Source organism: Sabulibacter ruber, assembly GCF_017355955.1.
Classification (GTDB): domain Bacteria; phylum Bacteroidota; class Bacteroidia; order Cytophagales; family Hymenobacteraceae; genus Nibribacter; species Nibribacter ruber_A.
This window is the reverse complement of record NZ_JAFFID010000003.1, coordinates 371,178-385,719: the sequence shown is the minus strand read 5'-3', so window position 1 is coordinate 385,719 and position 14,542 is coordinate 371,178. Positions and strand designations below refer to the sequence as shown.

General features: G+C 45.5%; 7 protein-coding genes. All 7 read left to right on the top strand.

What is annotated here, in order from left to right:
* Nucleotides 1-328: 328 nt before the first annotated feature.
* The 7 genes from JT719_RS17270 to JT719_RS17240 all read left to right on the top strand — a co-directional run bounded on the left by JT719_RS17270 (nt 329) and on the right by JT719_RS17240 (nt 14,534).
* Complete coding sequence (locus JT719_RS17270) at nt 329-1,345, top strand: LacI family DNA-binding transcriptional regulator (RefSeq protein ID WP_207434797.1); 1,017 nt, start codon at nt 329-331, stop codon at nt 1,343-1,345.
* A 369-nt stretch (nt 1,346-1,714) separates the two neighbouring features.
* Nucleotides 1,715-2,911, top strand: a complete 1,197-nt coding sequence (locus JT719_RS17265) for a DUF6786 family protein (RefSeq protein WP_242693318.1) — start codon at nt 1,715-1,717, stop codon at nt 2,909-2,911.
* Nucleotides 2,912-2,956: 45 nt separating this feature from the next.
* Complete coding sequence (locus JT719_RS17260) at nt 2,957-4,732, top strand: L-fucose isomerase (RefSeq protein ID WP_207434792.1); 1,776 nt, start codon at nt 2,957-2,959, stop codon at nt 4,730-4,732.
* A 211-nt stretch (nt 4,733-4,943) separates the two neighbouring features.
* Entirely contained in the window at nt 4,944-6,278 is a 1,335-nt protein-coding gene (gene fucP, locus JT719_RS17255; protein WP_207434791.1) for an L-fucose:H+ symporter permease, read from the top strand.
* Between the two features lie 10 nt (nt 6,279-6,288).
* Nucleotides 6,289-7,989, top strand: a complete 1,701-nt coding sequence (locus JT719_RS17250) for a ribulokinase (protein WP_341350775.1) — start codon at nt 6,289-6,291, stop codon at nt 7,987-7,989.
* A gap of 1,083 nt (nt 7,990-9,072) precedes the next feature.
* Complete coding sequence (locus JT719_RS17245) at nt 9,073-11,061, top strand: glycoside hydrolase family 172 protein (protein WP_207434790.1); 1,989 nt, start codon at nt 9,073-9,075, stop codon at nt 11,059-11,061.
* A 368-nt stretch (nt 11,062-11,429) separates the two neighbouring features.
* Complete coding sequence (locus JT719_RS17240) at nt 11,430-14,534, top strand: SusC/RagA family TonB-linked outer membrane protein (RefSeq protein WP_207434789.1); 3,105 nt, start codon at nt 11,430-11,432, stop codon at nt 14,532-14,534.
* Nucleotides 14,535-14,542: the final 8 nt, after the last annotated feature.

Genomic DNA, 14,542 nt, shown 5'->3' with positions numbered 1-14,542 from the left:
CCAATCCGTCTGTTTAGTTCTGAAAACTTTCTGTTTTAAGTCTAATTTCTGGAAAGAAGGTGTAAAATGAAAAGAAAGGTCCTTGCAGTGGTGTTATCATCAAGTGCTTAAACAGAAAATGCAATTCTTATAAAGTCAGGATATAAACCAATTTGCTGCTTTCGTAACGTCAAGGGTTCTAGCTACTTGTACTTTTGCCTTAACCATGAGGAAAAAGAAAAAATAAATAATCGTATTTTAAACGATTAACTATTTATATACTTGTGAAAAGTATCGTAGAAGTTAACATATTATGTGTTTACACCCACCAATGCTTTTGATTTAGGTTATGAGGAACAAAGTCTCTTTGAAGGATATTGCGCAGAAAGTGGGGGTGTCTACAGCTGCTGTCTCCTATGCGCTTAACAAGGGCAAGGAAGGAAAAGTGAGCGATGAAATGGCAGCCAAAATAAGAGCGGCCGCAAAGGAGCTTAATTACCAGCCCAACCAGATTGCCAAAAGCCTGAAGATGGGCAGAACAAACACCTTGGGCCTGATTCTGGCAGATGTTTCCAACCCTTTCTTTTCATCCATTGCGAGAGTGATAGAAGATGAAGCAAAAGAACACGGGTATACAGTGATTTTTGGTAGTTCAGACGAAAAGCCTGAGCGTTCCTGGGACCTGATCAACGTATTGCTGAACCGCCAGGTAGATGGGGTAATCATTGTCCCTTCTGAATCTTCTGAGGAGCAGATTTTATATTTAAAGGAGCAAAAAGTGCCCTTTGTGCTTATTGACCGCTATTTCCCGGAGATCCCCTCCAGTTTTGTGGCTTTGGATAATCACAGGGCAGCTTATGAGGCCGTAATGCATCTGGCTAGAATGGGAAGAAGACGCATTGGGATGCTGGCCTATAAAACCAACCTGTACCACATGCAGGAAAGAAAAAGAGGTTATCAGGAAGCCCTTCTTGATGTTGGGTTAACCATGAGCAAAAACTGGTTAAAAGAAGTAAAATACGGGGATATCAAAAACGGGGTTAAAAACGCAATTGACGGCATGCTTTCCAACGGTGAGCCAATAGATGCCCTGTTTTTTGCAACCAATACCTTAGCCATCAATGGGTTGAAATACATTGATAAGCTAAAGCTGAAGGTTCCGGATGATTTGGCCATTGTCAGCTTTGACGAAGGCGAGGCTTTTGATTTTTACTACTGCCCACTTACCTATGTAAGACAACCGGTATATGAAATCGGGAAAGGGGCTGTTCAGTTGCTCTTAGACCAGATTGAGAGCAGTAACGGCAGAATTGGGCAGATTCAGTTTGATCCGGAATTAATTATCCGCAAGTCTAGTGGTGCTTAGAATTTTTTTAATTTTAAGCCCGCTTTTTTTTGGATTTAATATTTAATCGATTAACTTGACATCGCATCAGAGATGGTCTGATATCCTAAGCAGAAAGAAACATACCTGTTAAGTAGCTAAAGCAGCCACCAAAACGGGTCATAACGCAAGCTTTTCTTCAATGCATGTGAGATGGTGGGGGTACTTGGCTACCGGTTATTTTAACCTGGGTAAGCCAAAGTGTAAAGCGAGCAGAGGATGTTGATTCCATTAACCGCCAGTTGACCAGTTGGGCTAAGATGGTTTGTCTAAACGCAAGTATCAAATGTGATCCATACCAGAAATATGAAAAAATGTAATCCTTTATTAGCAATACTAGTCGCGATGAGTATGCAGGCATGTCAGACCACAGGAAAAGAATCCACATCAAATGAAAAAGCAGAGCAATTTGCCTCCGGTAGCTTTGGGTACGATATCAACTTCCTGAAAAGCAAAGATGACAGCCTGATTGTTTTAACAGATGGCAGCGGGGAAAGTCAGGTAATTGTATCTGCAAAATACCAGGGCAAGGTGTTTACCTCCACCGCTGAAGGTTTGCAGGGAAGAAGCTTCGGGTGGATAAATTACAAAGCGTTTGATGCTGAAAAGGACCCGCACATGAATGCCTATGGCGGGGAAAACAGGTTTTGGTTAGGACCGGAGGGCGGTAAGTTCTCGGTTTTCTTTAAACCTAAAACTCAGATGGTATTTGAAAACTGGGTGACGCCTGCGTCGGTAGATACAGAAAACTGGAAAGTTGTATCAAGTGACCAGTCCAAGGTGGCGCTAGAAAAAGAGACCTCGTTGACCAATTACCTCGGCTCGCCCTTACAGATAAAAATCAACCGGGATGTTCAGATCTTAACGGATGCCGAAATTGCCAGGTTGTTGGGGATAAAAGGAAATGAAAGCGTAAAGGCAGTTGGTTACAAAACCCAGAATGCCATCACTAACACCGGGCAGAATGCCTGGACCAAAGAAACCGGTGCCCCTTGTATCTGGATCCTGGATATGTTTAATCCTTCGCCTGAGACGGTGATTGTAGTCCCTTACAATGAAAAGGCAACTGGTAAAGTAGCTACCACAGATTACTTCGGGCAGATTCCGGCTGATCGGGTGAAGCATGAAAAGGGCATCCTTTACTTCAAAGCCGATGGCAAATCAAGAGGTAAATTAGGTTTGTCGCCAGAAAGGGCCAGACCGGTGGCGGGTAGCTATGATCCTGCCAATAATGTACTTACGGTGACCACCTTTGATGTGGAAAACAAGGGTACTTACTTGAATCAGGAATGGACCGCCGAAAAAGACCCATTGAAAGGCGATGCGGTCAATGCCTACAACGATGGCCCTTTGGAAGACGGAAGTCAGATGGGGCCTTTCTATGAAATTGAGAGTGTTTCGCCGGCAGCTTTCTTAAAACCAGGCCAAACCCTGACTCACCAGCACAATGTCTTCCATTTCACCGGAGACAAAGCCGCCTTAGATGCCATCTCGCAGAAGGTGTTGGGAGTTTCTCTAGCCACTATTCAGGGCTCCTTCAAAAAGTAAAATTTTTATCAGGTAGACTTATCACGCGTTCTCGGTTTATTGAATATGAAAATTACTACAGAAGATTATCCTAAAATTGGAATACGTCCTATCATAGATGGAAGACTTGGTGGTGTACGTGAGTCATTGGAAGACACCACCATGAACATGGCCCGCAACGTGGCAGCCTTATTTGAGCAGGAACTCAGATACCCAGATGGTACCCCGGTGCAGTGCGTTATCGCCGATTCTACTATTGGTGGGGTGAAAGAGGCAGCAGATTGCGCCAAGAAATTTGAAAGAGAAAACGTGGGGGTGTCTTTGTCTGTAACGCCGTGCTGGTGCTACGGAACAGAAACCATTGATATGAACCCGCATCTGCCAAAAGCCATTTGGGGTTTTAACGGTACCGAAAGACCAGGGGCCGTTTACCTGGCTGCTGCGCTGGCAGGGCATAACCAAAAAGGCTTACCTGCCTTCGGGATCTACGGCAAGGATGTGCAGGATGTGGGAGATCCTTTTATCCCCGAGGATGTAAAATCAAAATTGCTGAGTTTCGCAAAAGCCGGGTTAGCCGTGTCGCTCATGCGTGGAAAGTCTTACCTGAGCATTGGCTCGGTTTCCATGGGCATTGCAGGCTCTATTGTAGATGCCGATTTCTTCCAGAATTACCTGGGCATGCGTAATGAGTACGTGGATTCCACGGAGGTACTGAGAAGGATTGAGCACAATATCTTTGACCAGGAAGAGTATGCCAGAGCATTAACTTGGACAAAGGAAAACTGCAAAGAAGGCGAAGACTACAATCCTGACGAGAAACAAAGCTCCCGGGAGCAGAAAGACAAAGACTGGGAGTTTGTCGTCAAGATGACCTTGATCATCAGGGACCTGATGATGGGCAATGAGAAGCTGGCCGAGATGGGTTTTGGAGAAGAAGCCTTTGGCCACAACGCCATTGTATCTGGTTTCCAGGGACAACGCCAGTGGACGGACTTCCTACCCAATGGAGATTTCTCTGAGGCCATCCTGAATTCTTCCTTTGATTGGAACGGAATCAGGGCACCCTACATGGTTGCCACCGAAAACGACTCCCTGAATGGGGTTCCCATGCTGTTTGGCCATCTGCTCACCAACACCGCCCAGATTTTTGCGGATGTGAGAACTTACTGGAGCCCTGAGGCGGTGGAGAGAGTTTCTGGCTGGAAACCCACCGACCAGGCTGCCAATGGTTTCATCCACTTGATCAACTCCGGTTCCTGTACCCTGGATGGTACCGGCCAGCAATCAATAGATGGTAAACCGGCCATGAAGCCTTTCTGGGATATCAGCGAAGAGGAGGCGCAAGCCTGTTTAGACGCCACTACCTGGTATCCGGCCAACAATGGTTATTTCAGAGGCGGCGGATACTCTTCTAAATTTTTGACCAAGGGCGGCATGCCGGTGACCATGAGCCGGATCAACCTGATCAAAGGAATTGGACCAGTGCTGCAGATTGCTGAAGGTTGGACGATTGATGTCCCCGAGAATGTGCATCAAGTCTTAGACGAGCGCACGGATAAAACTTGGCCCACCACTTGGTTTGTGCCCAAAACTACCGGCGAAGGAGCGTTCAGAGATGTCTATTCGGTGATGGCAAACTGGGGATCTAACCATGGTTCTATCAGCTACGGCCATGTTGGGTCTGATCTCATCACGCTGGCCTCTATGCTTCGTATTCCAGTTTGCATGCACAACGTGGAAGAAGAGAGAATCTTCAGACCCTCGGCCTGGAGCGCTTTCGGGATGGATCCAGAAGGTTCTGATTACCGCGCCTGCCAAACCTACGGCCCTTTATACAAATAGGACTTCGCTCCTTAAATCAAGCAATCCACACTTAGTACGGCATTGAAATGCCAGCCCAACGCTCTGTCTGTTTTAAGCTTATTTTCCTGAAATCAGCCTTAAAACAGACAGAGTTTATTCCGCTCACCTTCAAGGGAGCTTCCTCGCTCCGGTATTCAGTTCGCTTCCACCAATGAAAATGTAATAATCTCAATTTCATATTTCAATTACCATGGCAACCAGCAATCGCACGTCTCTCTTTAAAGCACCAAATGGTAGAAGTTTCTTGATTCCCTTCATCTTCATCTGCAGTCTTTTTTTGCTATGGGGGTTTGCGCACGGGTTACTGGATGTGCTTGATAAACATTTTCAGGATACTTTGCACGTTACCAAGGCGCAGTCTGGGTTTGTGCAGTTTTCATTGTACATCGGGTACCTGGTGATGGCGCTGCCCGCGGGCTTGTTCATGAAAAAGTATGGCTACCAACGGGGTATTATTTTGGGGCTTGTGTTGTTTGCGGTGGGGGCCTTCCTTTTTTATCCGGCGGCAAAGTTTGAGGCTTTTATCCCTTTCCTGTTAGCCTTGTTTGTGCTTGCCTGTGGGCTGGCGTGTCTGGAAACCGCCGCGAACCCATATTCCACGGTGCTGGGCCCTCAGGAAGGCGCCGCCAGACGCATCAACATTTCCCAATCGTTCAATGGACTGGGTTGGATTCTTGGCCCTTTGATGGGTGGATTGCTCATTTTTGGCGCGGATGTGAAAGAAGGAGCCGAAAAGTTTGACTCGCTGGTACAGCCTTACATGTGGGTAGGATGCATTGTGGTGGTGGTTGCTTTGATCTTCATGATCATCAAATTGCCCGAGATCAAAGAAGAAAGCGCTTCTGAGCATGAGGAGAACCCACCTATGCGCAATTTATTGAAACACCCGGCCTTTGTGGTGGCCGTAATTGCCCAGTTTCTTTATGTGGCCGCCCAAACGGGTACCAACTCTTTCTTCATCAATTATGTAACCGATGCCATACCTGACCTGAAAACCCCCATTGGAGGGATGATGGAGAACCTGGGACTGTTTGGCGAGATTTTTATGCCCCGAAACCATGAGCAGGCAGCCTCTTTGATTCTGGCCATTGGCGGGATGGGTGCCTTCTGGATTGGCCGTTTGAGTGGTTCTTACCTCATGAAGTTTGTGTCTCCTCAGCGGTTATTGGCTATCTACGCGGTCATGAATTCGCTTCTGGTCTTTGTGGTGATTATGGATTGGGGTTGGTTTTCGGTTATCTCACTTTTCACCACCTACTTTTTCATGTCTGTGATGTTCCCTACCATCTTCGCGCTAGGAATTGCAGACCTGGGTTCCTTAACCAAAAAAGGTGCTTCTTTCCTGGTAATGGCAGTGGCTGGCGGGGCTTTTTGCCCACCCATCATGGGACTGATTGCCGATAACTCCAGTATGTCTTTTGCCTTCATTATTCCGCTGTTCTGCTTTGTCTTCATCGCCTGGTATGCCATCTGGGGAATCGGGAAAAAGGTAGAGGTAAAGGAATTGACCTTGGTTCACCACTAAAATGATGAAAATGGACGAAAAACATTATGTCATTGGGGTTGATTACGGGACCGATTCTGTCCGGGCCATCATTGTAGACGCCATTTCAGGAGTGGAGGTAGCCTCCTCCACATTCTCTTACCCCAGGTGGAAAGAGGGCCTGTACTGCAATGCAACAACTAACCAATTCAGGCAGCACCCCCTGGATTACGTAGAAGGGCTGGAAAACACCATTACGGATTGTCTCCGGTTGGCTGGTGCTTCGGTACAGCAAAATATAAGAGCGATTTCCATTGATACCACCGGTTCTACGCCGGTAGCGGTTGATGCAGCTGGCATTCCCTTGGCGCTTCACCCGGCCTTTCAGGAGAACCCCAATGCCATGTTTGTGCTCTGGAAAGACCATACCTCGGTACAAGAAGCCGCCGAAATAAACGCGCACGCCCAACATTTTGAAACCAACTACCTGCAGTATGTGGGCGGGATTTACTCTTCGGAGTGGTTTTGGGCAAAGTTGCTTCATGTGTTGCGCGAAGACCCTGCCGTAAGAGATGCTAGCTACACCTGGGTGGAACACTGCGACTGGATGCCGTTTTTGCTCACAGGTGGAAAAAACGCTTCAGAAATAAAACGGAATATCTGTTCCGCAGGGCACAAAGCCTTGTGGGCCGAAGAGTTTGGGGGCTTTCCGCCGGAGGACTTCTTTGCTTCCTTAGATCCGCTTTTGGCCGGGTTTGCAGCCAGAATGCAAGGTCCGGTATATACCTCTGACAAGCCAGCCGGTCAACTTTGCCAGAAATGGGCCGAGCGTTTAGGCCTTTCCACAGACGTGTTGGTGGGAATAGGAGCAATGGATGCGCACATGGGAGCCGTGGGCGGAGAAATTGAGCCATTCTATCTGTCAAAAGTCATGGGTACTTCTACCTGTGACATGTTGGTAGCGCCAACCCAGACCATAGGCAACATGACTGTAAAAGGGATTTGCGGACAGGTGAACGGTTCCATCATACCAGGGTTGATAGGGATGGAGGCTGGTCAGTCTGCTTTTGGAGATATATATGCCTGGTTTGCTAAACTACTCGCGTGGCCTTTGCAGAACTTGCTGAAGCAATCTGAACTGATTGATGCAGATACCGCAACCAAATTGGTGAAGGAAGCCTCTGAGAGAATGCTTTCAGTGTTAAACCAGCAAGCCGCCCAGGTACCATTTGACATAAACAGCGAGTTAGCCATTGATTGGTTTAACGGCCGGCGGACGCCAGATGCCAATCAAACGTTGAAGGGAGCTATTCAAAACCTGAGTCTAGGAAGCGATGCGCCGCGCGTTTTTAGAGCCCTGGTGGAAGCTACCTGCTTTGGTGCCAAAAAGATCATAGACAGGTTTGTGGAGGAAGGCGTACCGGTCAAGGGACTGATTGGGGTAGGGGGAGTGGCTAAAAAGTCGCCTTTCATTATGCAGATGATGGCCGATGTCACAGGCATGCCTATCAAGATCCATAAGTCTGAACAAACCTGTGCCTTGGGAGCCGCCATGTTCGCGGCCACGGTAGCTGGTCTGTATCCATCGGTACAAGATGCCATGCAGGCCATTGGCCAGGGATTTGACAAAGAATACTATCCTGATCCACAGAAAACCGAACTATTTGCTGCCAGGTACCAGAAATACAATGAGCTATGCCGGTATGTGGAGTTTTCCCATTCTGTTGAGGTTGAAACCCCTGTTTCTACCTGATAGCAGATTGGATTTGTTCCTTACCAAAATCTAAATCTTTACTAGTACATTCTCTGGTAGTAGCAGAAGACTAGGGTGTCTTTAAAGCATCAACAAACTAGAATCTCCTGTATCAACTTATTCTATCAGTTATTAGTCAGCCGGTAACTGGACCATGTGCCTGAATATAACCAGGCGCAGGGTCCAGTTAATTTAGTTTGGGCTTGTGTTGGGGATAATGATATTCTTTAGTGATAGTTTTTGGAAAATAAGCTATAAACGCCTGAAAGCATTGTAGACATAATTTACTACCTTCTAATTTTAAGGCTTTCCTTGTGCTTAGACAATTCTTCGTTGGTAAATCAGGGTAGATATTATATAGTGTAATTTTAATATTCAGATAATGAGTTTTGGTTTACCTCCCTATTAATTTAGCCATTGTTGAAATTCATAAGTTTTGCAAGTCTCTAAAAAATAGATTGATTCGATTTGCTTAAATGAATTATATTAGCTATTATTATCTAATCAATTTCAATATTGATAATAAAGTATTCTGGCATCCACAACTGATTTACTTTGAGATATAAGTTGTGCTGCTTAAGCAGTGTTCCAGATAAAAGTAAGTAAGATATTCTAACCTTCATTTCTTTCGTACAGTACCTCTAATATGCTGAACGAAGTAATGGAAAGGACTCGTGACTTTTGCAGTATTGGTTCTGAAAATCTAAGGTTCCAATGTCATGACATAGATCTAGGTCAGTGCTTAAGTTTTGTTTTCTTCAATTATACCTCCACTCCCATTAAGTAAAATATAGGGAATCAATCTATTGCCTTTTATTTAGTTGAATTCCTCCTTGTGTAAAGCGGATGATGCTCGTTGATTTTAACCCTATTTCTTCAAAATAGCCTGAAATCAAGTTAGAGGTTCAATGCTTATAGCATATTCTCATTCGAGGGATTTACAAGCTTTTACTTTTCCTGCGAACCACGAATTTATCAGGCTACAAAGTCAATCAGAATAAAGAATTGCTAATGAAGTTATTCCTGTTTTTAAGTGTTTGATAAGGTTAATCGATTAACTGAAATTTTATATACCTTAGTCCTATGATCAAGAAGGTGTTCTCTAGAATTGGTTTGGTTTGCCTGCTCCTTTGTGGAAGTAGTGTAGCCTCTTGGGGGAATCTGTTGAAGGAGTTGCAGATGCTGTCAAAGATAGATCTGCTGCCCAGATTCAGGGAGAATACGGTGGTAAAACAAGTTTCCAGCTACGACAGAACAGGAAATAACGACGATGGCTTTTCGGGGAAGTATTCCTTTATAAGGAAAGAGCAAGACGGCCTGGTGATAGCAGATCTTAAAGGTCCGGGAGTGATTCACCGGATCTGGACACCCACGCCAACAGAAGATATTATTCAGTTTTACTTCGATGGAGAGTCGCAACCCAGAATCAGTGTAAAGTTTATTGACCTGTTTACCGGTGGGGTTTACCCCTTCATAAAACCAGTGGTAGGCAATGAGGTTGGAGGGTATTACTGCTATATTCCCATACCCTACCAGAAATCATGCAAGGTGGTCTTCAAGGGCCCCCGGATGCAGTTCTACCAGATCCAATACCGGGAATACCCCCCTGAAGAAAACGTCACCTCGTTTCCAAAAAGGCTTTCTGCGGATGAAAAGCAGGCATTAGACAAGGTGGCGGGCCTATGGGGCAACTACGGGAACAACATCATAGATCAGATTACGGATAAATCGTCCAAAATACAGGTTAAAGAGAAGAGCATCGTCTTGAAGCCGGGAAGTACTGCCAACTTGTTCGAGTTAAAAAAAGGGGGCAGAATCATTGGCTTTGAGCTTACTCCCCAGGGTTCCCTGGAAAGCACATCTAAAAATATTGTCCTCAAAGCCACCTGGGACGGAGAACAAGTCCATTCAATCAATAGCCCGGTAACAGACTTTTTCGGGTATTCTTATGGCAAACCCGCCATGAAATCTTTACTGATGGGTGTCAATAACAACACCCATTACTGCTATCTCCCAATGCCCTTTGAAAAGAGGGCCAGCATTGATCTTGAATATTTGAAAACAGCCAGACAGCCAGAAAATGAGCTACATTTCAAGGCAAAGGTGTACTACCTGGAGGAGAAGTTAAGGCCAGATGAAGGTAAGCTTTACGTAAAGTGGCGAAGAGAAATCAGGCCAGAGAATGGCAAGCCTTACCTGATGCTGGAGGCAGAAGGAAAAGGGCATCAGGTTGGTACTATCCTCCAGGCGCAAGGCCTGAACACGGGCATGACCTTGTTTTTTGAAGGAGATGATTCTGTTGTGGTAGATGGCGAACTGCGCATCCACGGTACTGGTTCTGAGGACTACTTTAACGGAGGTTGGTATGCCTTGGCAGATAGGTGGGACCAGGGCTACAGCCTTCCCTTGCATGGGGCCCTTACGTATTCCATTTCCCTGTCACAGACCGGCGGCTACAGATTCAATGTCTCTGACAAGGTTTCCTTTGAGAAAAGCTTTCTCCTAACAATTGAACATGGGCCTGAAGGAAACAAACTGCCAGTAGATTATACTTCCGTCGCCTTTTACTATAGTGATACTGCTCCCAAACAAAATCCAGCTCCTTCTGCTGATCTTCTGGAAGTAAACCATCCAGTTAAAATGGAATACTGGACAGATCTGTTGCCGGTAAAAGCGCTAGGCTTTAACTCCAGTCTGGTTTATGAAAACCTGGAAAATAAGAAGGATAAAAACCGATATAATGTATACAGAATTACTGCCGCAAACGGCGGGTTTGCCAAGCTGGAGTTAGAAGTTCCTTCTGAGGGAGAGTACCTATTATACATGTCCTACTTCAAATGTTCCTCCTGCGGCTCATTTGAAGTGAATCAGCGCCAAAACCCAATCAAAGAGCTAATTCAAGCTAAATCAGGAGAGAATGTATTGGTGGTGAAAGAACTCCTAGGCACAGTGAACATAAGAAAAGGTACCAATACCATTACACTTAAGGTTAAGAACAATCCCGATAATAACGCTAAAACAGATGTAGTGCTGCATAAGCTTTTCCTGGAGAAAAAGCAGCAGGAGCTTTAAAGCTAGTTAAATATATTAATGAAAGTTGTTGATTGATCATAAATGTAATTAAGGTCTTTGTATTTGTAGAATGCACTTACATAGTACTTAATATTATTGTTCTCCTGAGTTAAATATAATGGCTTACAAGATGCTAGTTAGTTTATTAATGTTGAAGAAAGGAGGAGTTAATCTGATATGATTTAAGGTGAGATATCAGCTTTGCTATGGCTTTAAGGGAGTATAAAAATCTATTTTATGCAGCTAAAATTGGTCTATTTATGAGAAAAAATTACAGTGCTTTATGTAGTTGGAGAAGTTTGAAGTTGCCTCAACTAATAAAACTTACCATTGTGATTCTTGGCCCTGGGATTATGGAAGTGAAAGCAATGAACCATACCGCTGTTTCAACGCCTTCTCTATCCATTGTAGCTACTAGCACAGCTGATATCTCTATTTCAGGAAGAATAGTTGACGAGAAAGGGGATGGTATGCCTGGGGTGACAATTTCTTTAAAAGGTACCACCATTGCTACTTCCACTGATGCAACAGGTTATTACAGTTTATCTATTCCCGAGGGGCAGCAAAACGGAACCCTCCTGGTTTCTTTTATTGGCTACACCACCAAGGAGGTAAAGATTGGAAACCAGACGGTTCTAAATGTAACCCTGGAACCGGACACGAAAGCCCTGGATGAGGTAATCGTGACGGGGTACATGACGCAAAGAAAAGCCGATTTAACCGGAGCTGTTTCAGTGGTTACCTCTGATGTCATTGAAAAGAACAGCTATGCGAATGTGCTGCAGGGATTACAGGGAAGAATACCTGGAGTGCAAATCACCACAGACGGAAACCCGGTTGGCAATGCAGGCATTCAGATCAGGGGATTAACCTCCTTTAGATCTGCCCCGCCTTTGATTGTAGTAGATGGTTTACCCACCAATATCAACCTCCGGGACATCAACCCCAATGACATTGCCTCCATTCAGGTGTTAAGGGATGCGGCCTCTGCCAGTATCTATGGTTCCAGGGCGGCAAGCGGGGTAATCCTTATTGAAACCAAAAAGGGGAAAACGGGCGAAACCAAAATCACCTACAGCGGGCAATTTGGGGTCTCCAGCTTCATGAACCAGGAAGATATGCTCAACACCCAGCAGTATGGGCAGGCTTACTGGCAGGCAGCGGTGAACGATGGGCAGGATCCTAACGCCCGAACCCAGATATTTGATTTTGATTGGCACCGAGATGAAAACGGCATCCCAGTTTTAGACAGGGTAACGCCCGTTGAGTGGCTTAATGCGGCTAAAACCATGAGATCCGCTGACACTGATTGGTTTAAGGAAGGCACCCGTTTAGGTATTCAGAACAACCATCAGATCACTCTCACCAACGGAACGGAAAAATCCAGAACCCTGCTTTCCCTGAATTACTATGAGAACAAGGGTACTCAGATTCATACTTATTTCAGAAGGTATGCGGTGCGGTTGAATTCCGATTATAGCTTTTTGAACAACAGGCTCACCATTGGGGAAAACCTTTCCTTGTCTAATGTCAATTTCGTGGATCAAAACCATGCTTTCTCCATGCTTACCATGCCGCCTATTGTGCCGGTTTATACAACCGATGGGGGATGGGGAGGAAGCGCCATGGCCATGGGTATGGATGATTACAACAATCCCATCAGAATGCTGACCCTTGGCAAGGACAATGATCAGAACTTTTACAAGGTACTGGGGAATGCCTATGCAAACCTGAGGCTTTTCAAGAACCTGAATCTAAAAACCTTATACGGCGTCGATTACACCACTGGTAACTACCGGCATATTGATTTTACCTGGGAAGAAGGGGGCGGTAAAAAAGATGAGAACAACGGCGTGGTAAGTAACCGCTTCCACAATATTACCACCACCTGGACCAATACCCTGACCTATGGCCTGGAACTAGGAAAGCATAAGCTGGACATTTTGGGTGGTATAGAAACCGTGCGCTACCAGTTTGAGGACCTGAACGGATACCGTCGGGATATTGAATTAGAAGATTATGATTATGCGTACTTAAATGCTGCCACTGGAACCCAGGAAGTACAAGGTGGGGGAGATGAATGGACCTTGTTATCTTACTTCTCAAAGTTCAACTATGTTTACAATGAGAAGTATCTGTTATCGGCTACTTTAAGGTATGATGGTTCTTCTAAATTCGGAAGGAATAACCGCTTTGGATTCTTCCCTGCTGTGTCTGCGGGTTGGAGATTGAGTGAAGAAAACTTCTTAAGAAACAACGGTTTCCTTTCTGAACTGAAATTAAGGGCTAGTTGGGGAAGAAACGGAAACTCCAACATTCCTATCGGAGCATTGGTAGATACGTATGATGCCGCTTATCATGCAGGTTTGCACGGCACCAGTTACGGCTTGGGAGGCAATGAAACCGGAACCCTCTTTTCTGGATACCGGAAACTGCACACCGGGAACCCTAATTTGAAATGGGAAACCACCGAGCAGACAGACATTGGGCTTGATTTTGGATTCTTTAATGGAGCTCTGTCAGGTTCTATCGATTTCTTTCATAAGTACACCTACGGCATGTTGTATGAGCCACCCTACCTGGCCGCCATTGGTGAAGGGGGATACAGATGGGTGAACACGGCAAATATGACAAACCGGGGAGCTGAATTTGCGCTGTCCTACGCAGGGCAACCAACCGGAAGTTTCTCCTACTCTGTAACGGGTAACCTGAGCTTCTATAGAAACAAGATCAATGACCTGCCGGAGTCTGTTAAATACACCTTCGGGGGAAATGGATTGGATGATGACATCCTTGGCAGACCTCGCAACTCTCATTACGGATTCATCGCAGATGGGCTTTTCAGAAGCCAGGAAGAGGTTGATAATTCCCCTGAGCAGCCCGGTAAAGGCCTTGGACGGATCAGGTACAAAGACCTGAACAACGATGGCCGTATTACCTGGGAACATGACAGAACCTGGCTGGGAGACAGCGATCCTGATTTTGCCTATGGTTTAGAATTCCAGGCCAAATACAAAAACTTTGACTTCTCTATGTTCTGGCAAGGCGTTGTAGGAAACACCGTCTGGAATGACTGGAAAACCTTCAGTGATTTCTGGAATGTCCATGTACAGAAAGACTTCAATCACCCGGTTCGCATCCTGGATGCCTGGTCACCTTCAAACCCAGATTCTGACATTCCGGCCTTGTCAATGACCAACCCCAATGATGAATTAAGGCCTTCCACTTACTTTCTGGAATCTGGCTCTTACCTAAAGCTTAGACACATTGAGCTTGGCTATAACCTTCCGCAAGGGATCTTGTCTGCGGTACGCCTGCAGAATGCCCGGCTTTATGTAAACGCCCAGAATATAGTCAATCTAAGAAAATGGTGGGGAGATGATGCCTATACAGGCATTGATCCGGAAAGCCCCGGGGCTAGTTCTTATGTAAGACCTCAGATGTTTTTTGTTGGGGTGAATGTATCATTTTAATCTCTGTT

Bases quoted from the DNA above. Each gene is read 5' to 3' on its own strand.
- fucP (WP_207434791.1), top strand. From the start codon at position 4,944: ATGGCAACCAGCAATCGCACGTCTCTCTTTAAAGCACCAAATGGTAGA.
- JT719_RS17270 (WP_207434797.1), top strand. From the start codon at position 329: ATGAGGAACAAAGTCTCTTTGAAGGATATTGCGCAGAAAGTGGGGGTG.
- JT719_RS17265 (WP_242693318.1), top strand. From the start codon at position 1,715: ATGCAGGCATGTCAGACCACAGGAAAAGAATCCACATCAAATGAAAAA.
- JT719_RS17245 (WP_207434790.1), top strand. From the start codon at position 9,073: ATGATCAAGAAGGTGTTCTCTAGAATTGGTTTGGTTTGCCTGCTCCTT.
- JT719_RS17240 (WP_207434789.1), top strand. From the start codon at position 11,430: ATGAACCATACCGCTGTTTCAACGCCTTCTCTATCCATTGTAGCTACT.
- JT719_RS17260 (WP_207434792.1), top strand. From the start codon at position 2,957: ATGAAAATTACTACAGAAGATTATCCTAAAATTGGAATACGTCCTATC.
- JT719_RS17250 (WP_341350775.1), top strand. From the start codon at position 6,289: ATGGACGAAAAACATTATGTCATTGGGGTTGATTACGGGACCGATTCT.